At 32.2% G+C, this 17,094-nt stretch carries 13 protein-coding genes; 2 read left to right on the top strand and 11 right to left on the bottom strand.

Annotated elements, in window-relative coordinates; all coding sequences use genetic code 11:
• Nucleotides 1-46: 46 nt before the first annotated feature.
• The 6 genes from FND99_RS04155 to FND99_RS04130 form a co-directional block, all read right to left on the bottom strand.
• Nucleotides 47-2,326: a helix-turn-helix domain-containing protein gene (locus tag FND99_RS04155; protein WP_144336717.1), complete on the bottom strand. Its 2,280-nt coding sequence runs from the start codon at nucleotides 2,324-2,326 to the stop codon at nucleotides 47-49.
• A gap of 105 nt (nucleotides 2,327-2,431) precedes the next feature.
• Entirely contained in the window at nucleotides 2,432-3,013 is a 582-nt protein-coding gene (locus FND99_RS04150) for an OmpH family outer membrane protein (protein WP_144336716.1), read from the bottom strand.
• Nucleotides 3,014-3,656: 643 nt separating this feature from the next.
• Nucleotides 3,657-4,505, bottom strand: coding sequence for a class I SAM-dependent methyltransferase (locus FND99_RS04145; protein WP_144336715.1), 849 nt, complete (start codon nucleotides 4,503-4,505; stop codon nucleotides 3,657-3,659).
• Between the two features lie 313 nt (nucleotides 4,506-4,818).
• The gene (gene mnmG / locus FND99_RS04140; RefSeq protein WP_144336714.1) at nucleotides 4,819-6,690 is read right to left on the bottom strand and encodes a tRNA uridine-5-carboxymethylaminomethyl(34) synthesis enzyme MnmG; all 1,872 of its coding nucleotides are present in this window, start codon (nucleotides 6,688-6,690) and stop codon (nucleotides 4,819-4,821) included.
• A gap of 397 nt (nucleotides 6,691-7,087) precedes the next feature.
• Complete coding sequence (ybeY, locus tag FND99_RS04135; RefSeq protein ID WP_144336713.1) at nucleotides 7,088-7,507, bottom strand: rRNA maturation RNase YbeY; 420 nt, start codon at nucleotides 7,505-7,507, stop codon at nucleotides 7,088-7,090.
• Nucleotides 7,504-10,839, bottom strand: coding sequence for a coiled-coil domain-containing protein (locus tag FND99_RS04130; RefSeq protein ID WP_246074166.1), 3,336 nt, complete (start codon nucleotides 10,837-10,839; stop codon nucleotides 7,504-7,506). Before FND99_RS04130 ends, ybeY begins: the two co-directional genes overlap by 4 nt.
• A 221-nt stretch (nucleotides 10,840-11,060) precedes the next feature.
• Here FND99_RS04130 and gltX point away from each other — a divergent pair, with 221 nt between their 5' ends.
• On the top strand, nucleotides 11,061-12,566 hold the full coding sequence (gene gltX, locus FND99_RS04125; protein WP_144336711.1) for a glutamate--tRNA ligase: 1,506 nt from the start codon (nucleotides 11,061-11,063) through the stop codon (nucleotides 12,564-12,566).
• A 34-nt stretch (nucleotides 12,567-12,600) separates the two neighbouring features.
• Here gltX and FND99_RS04120 read toward each other — a convergent pair whose 3' ends face one another.
• Together FND99_RS04120 and FND99_RS04115 are read right to left on the bottom strand one after the other, a co-directional pair.
• A complete protein-coding gene (locus FND99_RS04120) occupies nucleotides 12,601-14,016 on the bottom strand; it encodes a hypothetical protein (protein ID WP_144336710.1) in 1,416 nt (471 codons plus the stop codon).
• A gap of 187 nt (nucleotides 14,017-14,203) precedes the next feature.
• Nucleotides 14,204-14,791 carry a hypothetical protein gene (locus FND99_RS04115; RefSeq protein WP_144336709.1) on the bottom strand — a complete coding sequence of 196 codons (588 nt, stop codon included), beginning with the start codon at nucleotides 14,789-14,791 and terminating at the stop codon, nucleotides 14,204-14,206.
• 203 nt (nucleotides 14,792-14,994) lie between these two features.
• Here FND99_RS04115 and FND99_RS04110 point away from each other — a divergent pair, with 203 nt between their 5' ends.
• Nucleotides 14,995-15,978 carry an SPFH domain-containing protein gene (locus FND99_RS04110; protein ID WP_144336708.1) on the top strand — a complete coding sequence of 328 codons (984 nt, stop codon included), beginning with the start codon at nucleotides 14,995-14,997 and terminating at the stop codon, nucleotides 15,976-15,978.
• 28 nt (nucleotides 15,979-16,006) lie between these two features.
• Here the strand turns inward: FND99_RS04110 and FND99_RS04105 are convergent, their stop codons facing one another.
• The 3 genes from FND99_RS04105 to FND99_RS04095 all read right to left on the bottom strand — a co-directional run bounded on the left by FND99_RS04105 (nucleotide 16,007) and on the right by FND99_RS04095 (nucleotide 17,016).
• Complete coding sequence (locus FND99_RS04105) at nucleotides 16,007-16,261, bottom strand: DUF6327 family protein (RefSeq protein WP_144336707.1); 255 nt, start codon at nucleotides 16,259-16,261, stop codon at nucleotides 16,007-16,009.
• Between the two features lie 5 nt (nucleotides 16,262-16,266).
• Nucleotides 16,267-16,617: a competence protein gene (locus tag FND99_RS04100; protein WP_144336706.1), complete on the bottom strand. Its 351-nt coding sequence runs from the start codon at nucleotides 16,615-16,617 to the stop codon at nucleotides 16,267-16,269.
• Between the two features lie 72 nt (nucleotides 16,618-16,689).
• A complete protein-coding gene (locus FND99_RS04095; RefSeq protein WP_144336705.1) occupies nucleotides 16,690-17,016 on the bottom strand; it encodes a YtxH domain-containing protein in 327 nt (108 codons plus the stop codon).
• Nucleotides 17,017-17,094 lie beyond the last annotated feature (78 nt).

Below are 17,094 nucleotides of genomic sequence, written 5' to 3'. Positions count from 1 at the left end.
TTTCTATTTTACATAATGTTTTTATAGAAAATCTAAAATCTAAAAATCAATTTATACTGGCTTTAAACATTTTAAGTTCATCCCAAGTAAATTCATCTCCGTATTTTTCTTTAAGCGGACTCAAAGATTCTTCTTGATAAAACTCAAATGCACTGCGGAGTGCCAAAATTTTATCATCTGGAAGAATATCAACAATATCAATCTTTTTGGCCTGAATTAGTTTTATCAAATGCGTTTCAACCGTTTGTACGGTCAGTTTACGCATACGTGCAATATCTTCGATAGAATTTTTCTCAACCCAGAGATCATACGTCTCTTCAACAGTTGTCTTTTTTACAATTTTTTCGGCCGATTTATCCGCTTTTTTCGAAGAATAACGTGTAACAGGCTCATCAACCTGAAACATGTCTGTATTACTCATTTTGAAATCCTCCCTAATTTTCGAAATTTTATCGGTTTTGTAATTCTTAATTGCAGGCGAAGTCAAACTATCTTTGCTGATTGTTTCACGGGAAACCACAATTTCAATGAGAAGTTTAGCTTTCATTAAACGCAAAACGGCTTTTGTCTGCAGATCGTCCAGCAACGACAATTCTTCGTAAAATTCCTTGACTTTTTTGAATTTTTGAATCTCAGCCATTTTACTCAAAAGATCTGTAACCAGCTTATCCATTGGCTTAAAAAAGTAATCATAAGCCGCCTCTACTCTTTCTTTAACAAAAATCAAATCGACAGTTTCATTGCTGAAAATTTTATTTAGCTGATTTATGAATTTCTGCGAAGGATCTACAAGCGCTTCGATTGTGTCCATACGTTTGTGCGCCCAAGCCGAATGTTTCGATTTTTCAGATCCAGTTGCATTTTCATTATAACTAAAACGATGATTGCGCCATTCCTGGGCTAAATCTGTCCAATTAAAACTGTTAATCAAATAGTTGTGAATAAAATTTTTGGTTTCAAAATGAAGGGAGTTTTTCAGATCATCTTCTGTCGCTTTATTCAAAGCATAATCCATCACATCTTGATCGTTCGAAAGTCCATTCATTTGCATTGAAGAAAGCAAAATAAGCCCGTTTAAGGACGTTAAACGCGAAAGTGCGACATACGCCTGTCCGGGCAAAAAAACTTGCGATACATCAAGCGCAGCTTTCTCAAAAGTCAAACCCTGGCTTTTATGAACTGTAATCGCCCATGCCAGTTTTAACGGATAATGTGCAAAAGTACCTAAAACTTCTTCTTCAATCTCTTTTGTGAGTTCGTTTACTTTGTAGCGAATGTTTTTCCACTCGTATTTTTCAACTTCGATTGTTTTATTTTCTTCCGGAAAATGAACAAAAATTTCTTCTGCAGAAAGTGATTTTATAATTCCCATTTTACCGTTGAAATATCTTTTTTCAAACGATAAATCATTCTTTACAAACATCACTTGCGCGCCTACTTTAAGCTTCAGATTTTCCTCAACCGGAAAAATTTTTTCTGGAAAATCGTGAACAACAAATGGCTGATACGAAAACTCATTTCCAGGCAAATCATTGATTGCCTGTTCATTTATGGCATCTGCTTTTGCATTGTGGGTCGTGAGCGTGATATAGCCCGGATTCATCTTTAGATCAAAATCTGGCTTAACATATTGATTTAAAACTTGAATATCTTCTTTTGTAATTTGATTGTTTCGAAGATTATTCAAAACCGAAATAAAAACGTCGTCGCTTTGACGATAAATCTTAGATAATTCAATATATAACGGCGGATTTTTCTGAATTACATGTGAATGAAAAAAGAATTTTCCTTTGTAATAATTTCGCAAAGTTCGCCATTCTTCATCGCGAATTACGGGCGGAAGCTGCAATAAATCGCCAATAAAAAGCACTTGAACGCCACCAAAAGCAGCCGTATTTCTTCGAACCGTCTGCATCATAAAATCGATAGCATCCAGCAGATCTGCACGCAGCATACTGACTTCATCAATAATCAGAAGTTCCATATTCCGAATTACATTTCGCTTTACATTATTCATTTTGAAATGACGGCGAAGCGACTCTTTATTCTCAAATTTCACAGTTTCAGTAAACTGCGAACTCTCTTGATAAGTGGGAATAAAAGCCGAAAATGGCAACTGAAACATGGAATGAATCGTAACACCTCCAGCGTTTAAAGCTGCAATACCTGTTGGCGCTACAACTACCGTATTTTTGTGTGTTGTCGCAATAATTTCGCGCAAAAGCGTTGTTTTTCCTGTACCGGCTTTGCCGGTAAGAAAGATCGATTTTTGCGTTTGATTGATGAATTGTAAGGTGTAAGCAGCAGCTTCGGAAACGTTTTGCATTAGGCAGGTATTAAACGTCAAAATTACCGCATTTTTATAAAAGAAAAAAACCTAAATCAGAATCTGATTTAGGTTTTTCGCGTAATTTAGTTAGTTTTGGTAGTTTTATTTTTTAGCTTCTTCTCCAGTTTTAGCTTCAGCTTTTGCATCTGTTTTTGGAGTCGCTTTGTACTTGTCGTTCAGCTCTTTAATGATTTCTTTTGTGATATCAAATTTATCTTCAGCATATAAAATTGATGCAGCATCACCTGTACCGTAAATGTATGCGTAACCGTTCTTTTTACCGTAATCTTTGATGAATTTTTTAACACCGCTTACCAACGAGTCCATTTCTACACTGCTTTCTTGCTGTAATTGTTGTGATAAAGCTTGTTGAGCATAACCCAATTGTTGCTCTCTTTTTTGCAATTCAGCTCCTCTTTGTTGCGCCCATTGCTGACCATTAGCCTGCGCTTGGCTTTGAAAATTAGCAGCGTCTTGTTTAAAACGAGTAATTTCAGCTTGTAGTTGTCTCCCTTTTTCCTCCGCCTGAGCTTTGTATTTAGCTTCTAGGTCTTTTGCTTCAGTGTATTCTTTCATTAAAACTGAAGTATCTACGTAAGCTGTTTTTACTTCCTTAACTTCCGCTGTCTGATTGCATGAAACAGCCAAAATTGAAAGTCCGATAATTACTAATGCTTTTTTCATTTCTAAATTTCTATTTTTTTTATTGGTATGAAAGACAAAAATATAAAAAAATAAATAGCATCAACATAAAGTTTAAAAAATGCTAAAATTTTATGATATTACTTTTATTTATGGAATAAAAGCATCTTATAAAATATCATTATAAAAAGTGACGCTCATATCTTTTAATGGAGAAATCTTTTTAAAAAAGATGATACAAACCCTCATTTTACAAGAAAAAGTGCCGGAAATAGTCTCTTTTTACCTTTTCCTTCTTTTTTTAGCCGTAAATACACATAGAAAACTCATTTCTCAGCAATACTGTAAAATTTGATCAAAATGCTGCCAAAATCGAGATGTAAAAATTCACTTTTTAAAAATTTCCATTTTTCTTTTCCAAAGATGAAAATGATTAAAAAATGAAAATTCGCAAAAATTTTTCTTCACAAATATTCAAATTTCGAAAGCAGAAAAATCACAGCTAAAAACCGAAAAAAAACAACAATTTTAAGCTATTAGTTTTCTTTATGGATGAAAAAAAAGCTATAAAATATCACTATTAAAAGTGACTTCCATAGCTTTTGTTTAAGGTGTGTTCTTAAAAAAGACAACACAAACCCTTATTTTACCCAAGAAAATGCCGGAAACGCGCTTATTTTGCGTTTTACTTGTTTTTTAGCACATAAATGTGCGACGAATACTCTTTTGTTGATGATGCTTTTAAATTTGATCGCAATCCGATAAAAAATGCTTTTATAAAATTCATTTTTCCGGTTTTGTATTTTTCAGAAAGAAGGCTCACATAAAATGAATCAAATTTCATTGGAAGTACTTTTTCTAATTTCATATCAACTTTTTCAAAAAGAAGTTGAATCGCTTTTTTTGAAAAATGCCAAAAGTGAATTGGCACATCAAACGCTGCCCAAAATTCACCATAATGTTTTGCGTCGAATGATTTGAAATTTGGAACCGCAACAATTAATGTTCCAGTTGGCTTAAGCAATCGCTTCAATTCTTGAATTTGAAGTTCTAAATTTGGAACGTGTTCCAAAACGTGCCACATGGTAATTACGTCAAAAGAATTATTTTCTAATTCGCTCATTTCTTCAACAAACGAAATTCCTTTTTGTTTCGCAATATTTTTTGCACGGTCGCTTGGTTCGATTCCAATTACATTCCAGCCATCATTTTTTGCTGTCAATAAAAAATCACCAGTTCCAGCACCAATGTCTAAAATTTTTCCTTTTTGAGATTGTTCTGAATTAATTAAATTCAGTTTATTTTTTAAAGCTATACTTTTTACAAAGTGATATGCTTTTTCAAAAACAGAACGCTTATTATCTGTGTGTGAAATATAATCTTCGCTTTCGTAATATCTTCCTAAATTTTCTAAATCTGGTTGCGGAGAAGTTATCAGCATATCCAAATTTTCATCATGATATAATTCGAAAATTTCTTTCGAAACAGAATGGTCTTTTACAGTAAGAAAATGTTTTTTGTTTAAAACGTCCATTTTTTAATTAATAGTTATTTAATAGAATTCGGGTTTGAATTTATTCAGAATTGAACAAAAATTCATCTGAACATTTATTTTATTATTTTCGATCAAATTGTAAAAAGATGGACAACTGTCCATCTCTACTATTTTGAATATTTTATTTCAAAATAATCCAACGCACTACTTTAAAAAAAGTTTCACGTGGAACAATTTATTTTTGTTTCAGGTTTTCTTTGTTTTAGGTTTTAAGTTTCACGTGGAACGAAAAACAAATAAAAACAAAATTTCAGGTTCCTCAAAAACGTGAAACCTGAAACTTGAAATTTTTTCACCTTCCCATATAAATCAAAAGCACGGAAATATCACTTGGTGAAACTCCGCTAATTCTTGAAGCTTGAGAAATTGTTACAGGACGAATTTTGCTCAATTTTTGTTTTGCTTCAATCGACATCGATTTGATTTTGTTGTAATCGAAATTCTCCGGAATTTTCACTTCTTCTAAACGATTTAGTTTATCCGCGTTATTTCTCTCCTTTTCGATATAGCCAGAATATTTTACTTGAATTACAGCTTGCTCAACAATTTCTTCATCAAGATTATTTTCTTTGATATAAGCTTCCACTTTTTCAAATTTCAACATATCCTCCAATTCAATCTGTGGGCGAGAAAAAACTTTAAACATTTTATCGCCTTGAGAAATTAGTGCCGATTCTTTGGCTTCCAAAATTGGATTTGTCTCAGCAACCGTTACACTAGTTTCTCTAAAAAAAGAAACCATCTTTTCAGACTCGTTTAGTTTGTGCTCCATTCTTCTCATTCTTGCTTCAGAAGCCAAACCGATTTCGTATGACATTGGTGTCAATCTGAAATCGGCATTATCTTGTCGCAACAATGTTCTATATTCTGCTCTTGATGTAAACATACGATATGGTTCTTCCGTTCCTTTCGTAATCAAGTCGTCGATCAAAACTCCAATATATGCTTCATCACGTTTCAAAATTAACGGCGCTTTTTCGTGCACTTTTAAATGCGCATTTATTCCGGCCATCAAACCTTGCGAAGCTGCTTCTTCATATCCTGTTGTTCCATTAATCTGTCCGGCAAAATATAAACCTTCAACCAACTTCGTTTCCAAAGTATGTTTCAATTGGGTTGGCGGAAAATAGTCATATTCGATCGCGTAACCTGGACGAAGAAATTTTACATTTTCAAAACCGGCAACTGTACGCAAAGCTTTAAATTGAATATCTTCTGGAAGTGAAGTTGAAAATCCGTTTACATATACTTCGCAAGTTTTCCATCCTTCTGGTTCAACAAAAAGCTGGTGACGCTCTTTATCTGCAAAACGATTAATCTTATCTTCTATCGACGGACAATATCTCGGACCTATACTTTTTATTCTTCCGTTGAACATTGGCGAACGATCAAAACCAGATCTCAAAATATCATGAACGTCCAGCGACGTGTATGTCATGTGACAAGAACGCTGATGCGTTAACGGAGCCGTCAAATCCGAATAAGAAAACTTATCCGGCTTTGCATCTCCTTTTTCTTCATTCATTTTCGAATAATCCAAAGAACGTCCATCAACTCGTGGTGGCGTTCCTGTTTTCATTCTTCCAGCTTCGAATCCGGCTTTCACTAAATCTTCGGTAATTCCGGTAGCAGCACTTTCGCCTGCTCTTCCTCCACCGAATTGTTTTTCTCCAATATGAATTAGTCCGTTCAAAAAAGTTCCGTTTGTCAACACAACCGATTTAGATCGAATTTCAATTCCAAGCGAAGTTCTAATTCCTTTTATCTTTCCATTCTCGATAATCAGACCCTTTACCATTTCTTGGTAAAAATCTAAATTCGGAGTTCCCTCCAACATCATTCTCCATTCCTCTGCAAAACGCATTCGGTCACTTTGAACTCTTGGCGACCACATCGCTGGCCCTTTTGATTTATTCAGCATTTTGAACTGAATCGCAGTTCGGTCTGAAACAATTCCGGAGTATCCACCAAGCGCATCGATCTCACGAACAATTTGTCCTTTTGCAATTCCTCCCATTGCAGGATTACAAGACATCTGGGCAATGTTCTGCAAACTCATTGTAACCAATAAAGTTTTGGATCCTAAATTTGCGGCCGCTGCCGCGGCTTCAGATCCAGCATGACCTGCACCAACTACAATAACATCGTATTCTTCTAAAAACATTTTGTTTTATTATTCTCTGGAAACCGTTTAAGGCAGCTCTCAGAATTAACTTTATTTTTCTTTTGTTCCACGTGGAACGGTTTTATTTTGTTTCAAGTTTCAAGTTTCAAGTTTCACAACTAAACTTGAAAAGTTCCACGTGGAACATATATAACTTCTTTCTAAATCAAATATTCAATGTTTCACGTGAAACATTTTACATTAAAAAACTTCAGAATAAATTTCACGTGTTCCACGTGAAACACATCAAGTCTAAATCATTTTTTTTATGTTCCACGTGAAACACTTTTAAAAAATACTTCCTACGGACAAACGTTTCACGTGGAACAACTTTTAAAAATTTACAATTACACCAATAACTTGAAACATGAAACAATTTAAACATGAAACAAACTCTCTACTGTTCCACGTGAAACATCGCAATTTTTTCATCTTCTTTTGAACGCATAACTTCAGCATCCGCATCACTTTTATCTTTATATCCACAGTAATGTAATATACCGTGAGCAAGTACACGTTTCAATTCTTCTTCAAAAGAAACATTAAAATCTTTTGCGTTATCTACTACTCTTTCTACAGAAACAAAAATATCCCCGTTTAATTCATTGCCAACTGTATAATCAAAACTAATAATATCAGTTAGTGTGTCGTGGTTTAAATACTCTACATTTATTTTATGTAAGTATTCATCATCACAGAAAATATAATTTATTTCTCCTTCATTCTTCTTTTCAGAAACAATAACTGCGCTCAACCAATCAGTATAAGCTTGTTCGTTGTCCAGAGAAAATTCGGTTTCGTAATTAAAATTTATCATTTTGTATTAAAATATTCTTGAACCTTTTGATTAAAATTCGAGCGCAAAGGTAGTGATTGTCTGTTTAAAATCTCTACGCTGTTTAAATAATCAGTTAATGAACTTGGTAAAGCATTTGCACGATTAGAAAATTCAGCTTTATTTGTTTCAGATTGACGCTTGTTATCTTGACCTTGTTCTTGAACTGCATTGTTTAATTTTAATAATTCTTGCTGAATATTTAAAATTCTCTGTAGGTTCTCATTCTTAAAACCTTTATTTAAAATCTGCTTTTCTGAATTTTTCATTTGATCGATTACAGATTTGCCTTGTGTATCTAATCCTTTTTTTGCCAATTCATTCTGCAAAGCTTCACGAAGTTTTACCTGCTCTTTATAAATCTCCATTATCTTTTCAGCATCGCCTTCACCATCTTCTCCTTCATTTCCATTTTTATCTTTTCCACCGTCTTTACTTCCTTGACCATTTTTACCTTGTCCACCTTTGCCATCTTTTCCATTTCCGTCTTTACCTTGCTGACCATCTTGACTTGGTTTTCCTTCACTTGTTTTTCCTTGTTGACCAGTTCCGGCTTTGTCACCTTGCTTCATTCCGTCCTTCATTTTATCGGCAAGCCCTTTTTGTTTTTGAATAATATCTGGCAATTGCATTCCTTGTCCGTCTCCTTGTTTTGGTTTTCCTGCTCCAGGATTCGCCATTGACATTTGCATATTATTCAAAAGGTCACTTAAAAAATCAGCTAATTTGTTTGCAGATGAAACCGCGTATTGCTGATGAGAAACTCCTTTTGGAATTTGAACATCGGTTAAAACTTCAATTGCTTTATCCATATTATATTGTACGTTTCCAATTTCTTTGGTTACATCTTCAGCAACTTTTGGATTTCTAAGAGACAACGCAAACAGACTATCATCAACATGTTTGAACTGTTGTTTTAAATTCTGCTGAATTTTTATATTCTTCGTATAAGCTGAAGAACCTAATTTCATCGATTTAAATTGTTTCATCACATCTTCTTGCGACAATGAAAAAGCTAAAAGATTATCCAGAATCTGACGAAGCATCGCAACATCTTCTTCCAATTGTTCTTGCTCTCCACCTTCCATACTTGAACTCATTTGCTCTGCCATTGACTTCATTTTCTTTGAAGCACTTTTCTGTTTTGGCTTAGCCGAAGAAGTATTCTTTTTGCTTAATTCTTCCGAAGCTTTGTTCAAATCATTCTCTACATCTTTTTCTTTTGAGGCGTCTTTCGGAATATCCAAAGGAGATTTTAAAGTGTTGTTCTCATCCTTCAAATCTTTAAGATCTTCCTGAATTTTATCAAATGATTTATTGATATCGTCTTGCTTTTCTTTTGTATTTTCATTGTCTTTATTAGAAAGCTCTTCTTGCTTTTCTGCCAACTTATTTAATTTCTCAGCAACTTGTTCTGCTTTCTTTTCTACATAAAAACGCTTGGTCAACTCAACTAATTGTTCTAAATTACGAGATTGGTTTTTACTGATTTGTTTGAATTTATCCATCTTATCAAACAGCTCTTCACTGTTTAATTTGTCGTTCAAATTCTTCAACTCCTCCATCAATTTCTGATTCTTTTCTAAATCTTTCTCAGCATTATCCAAACGCTTTTGTAAATCTTCTGCAGTTTTATCTTTCTTGTCGGTATTATATTTGTCTAAATTCTTGTTCATTTTTTCAGCAAACTGTTTCATCGTTTCGTCCTCTTGTTTCTGACGTTTGATAAAATCATTTACTTTTTGCTGATCTTTAAACTCTAAATTATCTTTTTCTTTTCCTGTATTTTTTAGTTTATCCATATCAGAAAATTGTTTTTCTTGATTCTTTAATGATTTAGATAAACTATTAATATTGGCATTTTGTTGTTGTAATTCGGCATCATGAATTTCATCTGTTGTCGCAACTCGATCTGAAAATGTAGAAGATTTTGTACTCTTGAATCCATGCAATGCATCGTTATCAAAAACCTCAAAATAGTATTCATATGATACTCCTTCCTCTACTGGAAGATTACTTGGAAAGTTAAAAACAAACTGATCAAAGACAGCTTGCTTTACAGGAATGATTCCGCGTTTCGCAGTTTGTGGTTTCCCATGTTCGTAAAATACAATTTGTAATTTTGACAGACCATAGTCATCTCCTAGTCTTCCTAAAATATAATTCTTATCTAACTTTAAACTATCTGGAGCTGGAGAAACTGAGATTGTTGGATGCTGATCTTTAATAACGGATAACTGATAGTCTAATTTCTCGTAGTTTTTAACCTTATTATTCGAAGTAAGAATTTGATATTCTGTATTTTGATTAATATTTTTAGCTAGTTTAAACTCATTTTCTGCCTTATTAAACTTCAAAACTGAATTTTCATCTTTCCAAACTACCTCTTGAGTTGACTGCGTTTTCATTCTCCAAGTCACATTTGTTCCTTCTGGTACGATTGCATTTCCAGTTCCTTGAATCGTTTCTGATTTCTTTTTTAGGTAAGATGGAAAACTCAAAACCATTTCGAAGTTGGCAATCGATGGAACTGTAATAACTTTTAATTCATATTCATTTGATGAAACTGAATTTCCTTCGAATGAAAACTGCATATCTGAAGTTGGCTTTTCAATCTTGAATTCGAACTTTCCAGCTTGAGAAGATTCCATAAAGTAACTTTCGCTCCCAATATGAATCATCACATTTTCTGGAACAACGTTTCCTTCAGTTTCGACTTTTACAATAAAATCTTTATTTTGTTCTGTTTGAAGATTGTCATTTAGAACCACAAATTTGAAAGGTGCTGGTGGTAAAAAAGCAGAATTGAAATGCACTACTCTATTAAAACTTTGCGAAATTATATTACTATTTCCAGAAACAAAAAAGACTGCAAATAACAACACAGGAATCAATGCTAATGGCAAATATTTTTTGTTTGATTTAAAATTGATTGCATTTCCAAACGGAATTGGTTGCAATGAATTTGCTTTTTGTTCAATTGAAGCCAACATTAATTCTGAACTTTCGGCTGTATTTTCATTAGAAGAAAGCTGTAAAAAGTTCGTCAGTTTATCACTTACTTCTGTAAAATGATTTCCAATAATTGCCGAAGCTTGATTATAGTCAATTCCCTTTTGAAGTTTGAACAACTTGAAAATTGGAAACAATATAAAACGAAACAACAGAAAAACTTCTACTGCAATAAATATCCAAAATAAAAGTGTCCTTCCAGCTGGTTTCAACCAAAGGAAATACTCAACGAAAAGCGTAAATAAAAAATATAACAAGCCAAAACCAATAAAAAGAAGCGCTCCTTTTATCAATTCATTCATATAATATTTCTTTATAAATCCTTCTAACTTCTGATATATTGCAGATGATGTTCTCAAAATAAAATCTCTTTTAATTATAACCCATAAAAGTACTAATTATAATAATACCTTTTTAAGATTCTAAGTTACTAAGACGCTAAGGTTCTAAGATTACAAAATCTGAAATCAACAATCTAAAATCTAAAATCATAAAACGTATCTTTGCATCAAAATTTATACAAATGTCAAAGCAAGTTCGCGTGCGTTTTGCACCAAGTCCGACTGGACCATTACATATTGGCGGAGTTCGTACTGCCCTATTTAATTATTTATTTGCAAAAAAACATAACGGTGTTTTTTATCTAAGAATCGAAGATACAGATCAAACACGTTTTGTTCCAGGTGCTGAAGAATATATTATGGAAGCACTGGAATGGTTGGGAATTTCTCCTGAAGAAACTGTTGGAAAAAATGAAAAATTTGGTCCATACAGACAAAGTGATCGTAAAGATTTATACCAAAAATATGCAGATCAATTGATCAATTCGGGTTGGGCTTATTATGCTTTTGATACTCCTGAAGCACTTGATGCACATAGAAAACAACATGAAGCAGAAGGAAAAACATTTATTTATAATCACCATAATCGTGAAAAGTTAGATACATCTTTGGTAATTTCTGCTGAAGAAACGGCTAAAAGAATTGCAAATGGAGAACATTATGTGATTCGTTTTAAAACTCCGGTTAACGAAACTTTGCATTTAAAAGATATCATTCGTGGTGATGTTAAGTTTGAAACGAACTTGCTTGATGATAAAGTTCTTTTTAAAAGTGACGGAATGCCAACCTATCACTTAGCCAATATTGTTGATGATCATTTGATGGAAACTTCACATGTAATTCGTGGTGAAGAATGGTTGCCGTCGATGCCTCTTCACGTTTTATTATACAGAGCTTTTGGTTGGGATGCTCCGGAATTTGCACATTTACCTTTGATTTTGAAACCTGTTGGAAACGGAAAATTATCTAAAAGAGATGGTGACAAATTAGGATTTCCAGTGTTTCCATTAGAATGGAAAACGGAAGAAGGCGTTTCATCTGGCTATAGAGAAAAAGGATTTTTTCCAGAAGCTGTTGTAAACTTCCTTGCTTTGCTAGGTTGGAACGACGGAACAGATAAAGAATTATTTTCTTTAGAAGAATTAGTAGAAGCTTTTGACTTGAATCGAGTTCATAAAGCGGGAGCAAAATTTGATCCAGAGAAAAACAAATGGTTCAATCATCAATATTTAATCAAACAAAATGATGCCGATTTAGCGAAAGACTTCTCTCCTATTTTAGAAGAAAAAGGCTTCTCAACTCCGCTCGAAGTGACAACACGTATTGTTTCATTGATTAAAGAAAGAGCAAATTTCGTTTCAGATTTTTGGGATTTAACCGATTTCTTTTTCCAGGCACCAACATCTTATGATGAAAAAGCAAGTAAAAACTGGAAAGAAGAAACTCCGGCTTTAATGCAAGAATTGATTTCGACTCTTGAATATATTGATGGTTTTGATTCAGTTAATATTGAAGCAATTGTAAAAGATTGGTTGACTAAAAACGAAATAGGAATGGGTAAAGTAATGCAACCTTTCCGTTTGAGTTTGGTTGGAGCGCTAAAAGGTCCTCACCTATTTGACATTGTTGAAATCATCGGAAAAGAAGAAACTATTTCTAGAATTCAGAAAGCTATCGCTACTTTATAAAAACAAAAAAGCTCCCAATTTTGGGAGCTTTTTATTATTTAAATAAAAGAACTTTATAATATTTCTTATTGTCAGTTTCAACTAACCAAATTCCTTGATCGGTAAACATGGTTGTAAAATGCAATCTATCATCACCTTCTGGAATACTTTTTAAATACTTAAACAAATTTTCATTTAAAATTATAGCCGCAAAAGACTTTTGAGAAAATGATTTTTTTCTTAAATCTCCAACGTAATCGTAAGTATAACTAATAAAAGTATGCAACTTTTCATGAGACGTGTTATTATTATATTCTAAAAAACTACTTTTTAATATTGACCCATTTGATTTGTCTACAATCGCCGCGTTCGTAAATTCTGTAAAAGAATTAACATAAACTTGAAAAACGAGATTTTTATTGTATTCTGCTAAACTAACTTTCAGCGTCGCATCATACCTAATTTTTTCAAAGAAATCTTTCCCATCAATTTTATTAATTGATTCCCAAACTTTATTCCCTTCCTTATCAAATTTAAAAACATAAAATCCATTTGGATGAATTCTATCACCAATCTTATTAGGAAATTCATCACTGAAAATACCATATATATATAAATCTCCAGTTTTTCTGTCTTCTAAATAATTATTAATACTCAAATTATCAAGATTTACACTCGATTGCTCCTGTTCTTCAGGTCCTCCATCGTTGTCTGATGTAACAAAGAATTTATCACTAAGTTTTAAAATAAACGGAATCGTTTTTATTTTTTTGCCCTCAAAGTTATAAGTTGTCTTGTATACAACAACTGTTTTAAAATCTTTAGATACTGATTTGGTAATTAAATCGAAATTTTCGTTTCCATTTAGTTTACATCGAAACGTAACATCCATGCTAGTTTTAGCAAAAGAATCACCTTCTAATAAAGTCAAATCTGGCTTTTCTACTGGAAACCTTTTTCTAGAACCTGTCCCTAATTCTAAAACATCTAAAAAAATATCATCTTTTTTTAAGTTCACTTTTCCTTTATTCTTTTGATTTGAAAAACCTAAAACATACAAATCATTGAACGCTCCATCTATATTATTTGATTCACCATTATTTTTAGAATGCGAAACACCATCAAAATAAGTTGAAAAAAAAGAAAAATTCATTTCTTTTCGGTCATCTGGATTTATCTCAGCAACTTTGTTATTAGCAAAGATTTTATAATAGGGAGTCCAAATTGACTTTTCAATATCATAAGCCATAAAAGATTTTTCAGTTATGGAATAAGAACAACTAAACAATTCTTGATTTTCAAATAAAGTCTCCTTTTTTCCATTTGAATCATAAGCTGAGGCATTAGTAGCTAAATAAGATGCAGTCATCTTAATCCTTTCGCCACGATACATAACGAACTTTTCGGCATTGGGCAGGTATTCAAAACTGATAGGATAATTATTTTCCTCTATCTTTTCATCAATAATCACAGTTTGCGCAGATAAATAAATAGAAGAAAATAAGGCAATACTAAAAAGTATTCTTTTCATAGGTTTTTGTTTTTGGTTAATTTGAAACCAAAAATAGAATAAAAATTAACAAAAAAAATCCTCTAAAGAAATATTTTATTTTTTAAATATCAAATAAAAAAAAAGCTCCAAAAATTGGGAGCTTTTTTTATAAGCATTCAATATATACGGGCGAATCAAAAAACCCTAAAATATTTAAATTAGAGTTTTGAGCAGAATCTTTATCAAAGGAATAAAGCCTATCCATTAATGCATTACAATCTTTAAAATAGAATTGAATTTTTAAAAAAATATCAGCCCGTATTTCAGCTGATTTCGTTTTTTTAAGATTATCAAATTCAAGATTGTCAACTACTTTTGTATCTTGATCTATTATATAAAAAACATAATGCATTGTCTCACTTTCTTCATCAGAAGATGATGATACAATAAGTGATTTGGAAGCTGTTTCACACAAAATAAAATAACCATTTATTTCCTTTGAATTGTTAAGCTTAAAAGTTTTAAACTTAATCTTTCCAATTAATATATAGTCAAAATCTTTGAAACTGATCTTCTTCTCAACATCAGAATTCTCTAATTTATAAAAGACAAATTTTTCATTAGAATCAATTCTAAAAAAACTTGGATTAATGCTAATTTTGGTTCCCTCCTTTTTTAAAATGTAACTATCAAAAGATTCATTTGCAAAAGAATTTATACAAAATAATAAAATTAAAAAGTAAAAGTGTTTCATGTTGGTCAGGTTAGAATATGCTTACCAAAAGTACTTTTATAGAATTTCTTAATTGTTATTAAATTTTGAATCAATCATTAACAAAAATCCTCTCTCCTAAAATGTTAAATTTAGAAACACAATGATACCTTTTAGAATTTTAGAAAGAATATATTTATAAAATTTGTAAATTACCAGATCAAAAAAACTAAATCAATATTACCATGGGTGCAGCATTTATTATTCTAATAGTCTTCGGATTATTTATTTTCTTGTCTTCGTTCTTTACTGTAAAGCAACAAACAAGTGTTATCGTAGAGCGTTTTGGAAAATTTACAAGCGTTAGGAATTCAGGTTTACAGTTAAAAATTCCCGTAATTGATAGAATTGCAGGTCGCGTAAATTTGAAAATTCAGCAATTAGATGTTCTTATTGAAACACAAACTAAAGACAATGTCTTTATCAAAATGAAAGTTTCAGTCCAGTTCAAAGTAATACAGGAACATGTTTATGAAGCTTTTTACAAACTAGAATATCCTCATGATCAAATCACTGCTTATGTATTTGACGTTGTTCGTGCCGAAGTTCCTAAATTAATTTTGGATGACGTTTTTGTTCGTAAAGATGATATTGCAATTGCAGTAAAACGTGAATTGAACGAAGCGATGACAACTTATGGTTATGACATCATCAATACTCTTGTAACAGACATTGATCCAGATATTCAGGTAAAAAATGCAATGAACAGAATCAACGCAGCCGAAAGAGAAAAAACAGCAGCAATGTTTGAATCTGAAGCACAACGAATTAGAATTGTAGCCAAAGCTAAAGCTGAAGCTGAAAGCAAAAAGCTTCAAGGTCAAGGTATTGCCGATCAACGTAGAGAAATTGCACGCGGATTAGTAGAAAGTGTTGAAGTTTTGAACAATGTTGGAATCAATTCGCAGGAAGCATCTGCATTAATTGTAATTACCCAACATTATGACACACTACAAGCTATTGGAGCTGATACCAACTCAAATTTGATATTATTACCAAACTCTCCACAAGCTGCGAGTGATATGTTGAACAATATGGTAACTAGTTTTTCGGCTTCAAATATCATTGGAGAAGAAATGAAAAGACAACCTAGAAAAGTAAAAAAAGTAGACAACTCTGATGTAAATTACAATCCATCAGATACTTCAGAGCCAACAGAAACGGCTTAATAAATACTACCAAAATAAAAAAAGAGGCTTAATTGCCTCTTTTTTTATTTATAAACCAACCAATTATGTATGGTAAAACTGCCTGGATAATTTTTACATATGAATTTGAAAAGTATTCTGTGTAAGACGAAACAAAACCGTTTACAATTTTATGTGGCGTGATGCTCTCTTTCGTTTTCTGAAAACTTAGAACTAACTTCTGATAATTGATCTCTTTTTCTAATTTTAAAATTTCCAGGTCTCTTTCAAGTTCAGCATATGATGAGTATTTTTTCTTTTCCATAATTTCTAATCATTAAAAAAGATTTCCGAAAACTTCTCTAAAATTGGTCCTTCAACAAACTTATCTTTTACAAAGAAAAGCAAAATGGTAAAAAACAAGTAGATCCCTCCTACTGTCAAAAATCCTAATGCATTGCTTCCAAACAAACTTCCAAATGCATAAGCTGCTGCACAAGATCCAAAAAACAAAACCATACTAAAACACAATAAAATCAGAGTAAACTTAAAAATTAAAGTAGTCGATTTCATGGCCACTTTAAAACCCCAAAGCTTATAATATGCTAAATGACTTTCAATATATTCTTTAGCCTGATCTTGAATATTTTCAGTATTTTCTTTTAATTCTTCAAAAGCCATAATGATGATTTTAAATAAAAAAAGCACACAACTTACCCATATAAAGCAAGTTAAGTGCTTTTAAAAAATTTATTATTTCTGAAGTTTAGCGTTTTGTGCCTTTAACTCAGCCAATTTAGTTTCTAAAAAAGTAATTACTTCTTCTGTTTTATGACTAACATTTGAAAGTAAATCGTTTAAAGTTCCATCAAGATTATGAGTAGCACTTGTAAATTTTTCACGAAGAACTTCAGAGCTTGCATCAAAAGAATCTTTCAGATTATGTTTGGCATCGTCAATACCTTCTTTCAATTTTGCTCTAGTTTTTGATCCCTTATCTGGAGCAAACAAAATTCCGATTGCTGCTCCTGCCGCTGCTGCTGCTAAAATTGCTGCAGCTGTATTTAAATTCTTTGACATGATGTTACAATTTTTAAATTATTAATAAAGATACTCATTTTTAAAATGATAAACCTTTGATAAATTGTTATTTACATA

Source organism: Flavobacterium daemonense (assembly GCF_007341385.1).
GTDB lineage: Bacteria > Bacteroidota > Bacteroidia > Flavobacteriales > Flavobacteriaceae > Flavobacterium > Flavobacterium daemonense.
The sequence above is the reverse complement of the archived record's forward strand: the minus strand, read 5'-3'. Positions and strand labels throughout refer to the sequence as shown.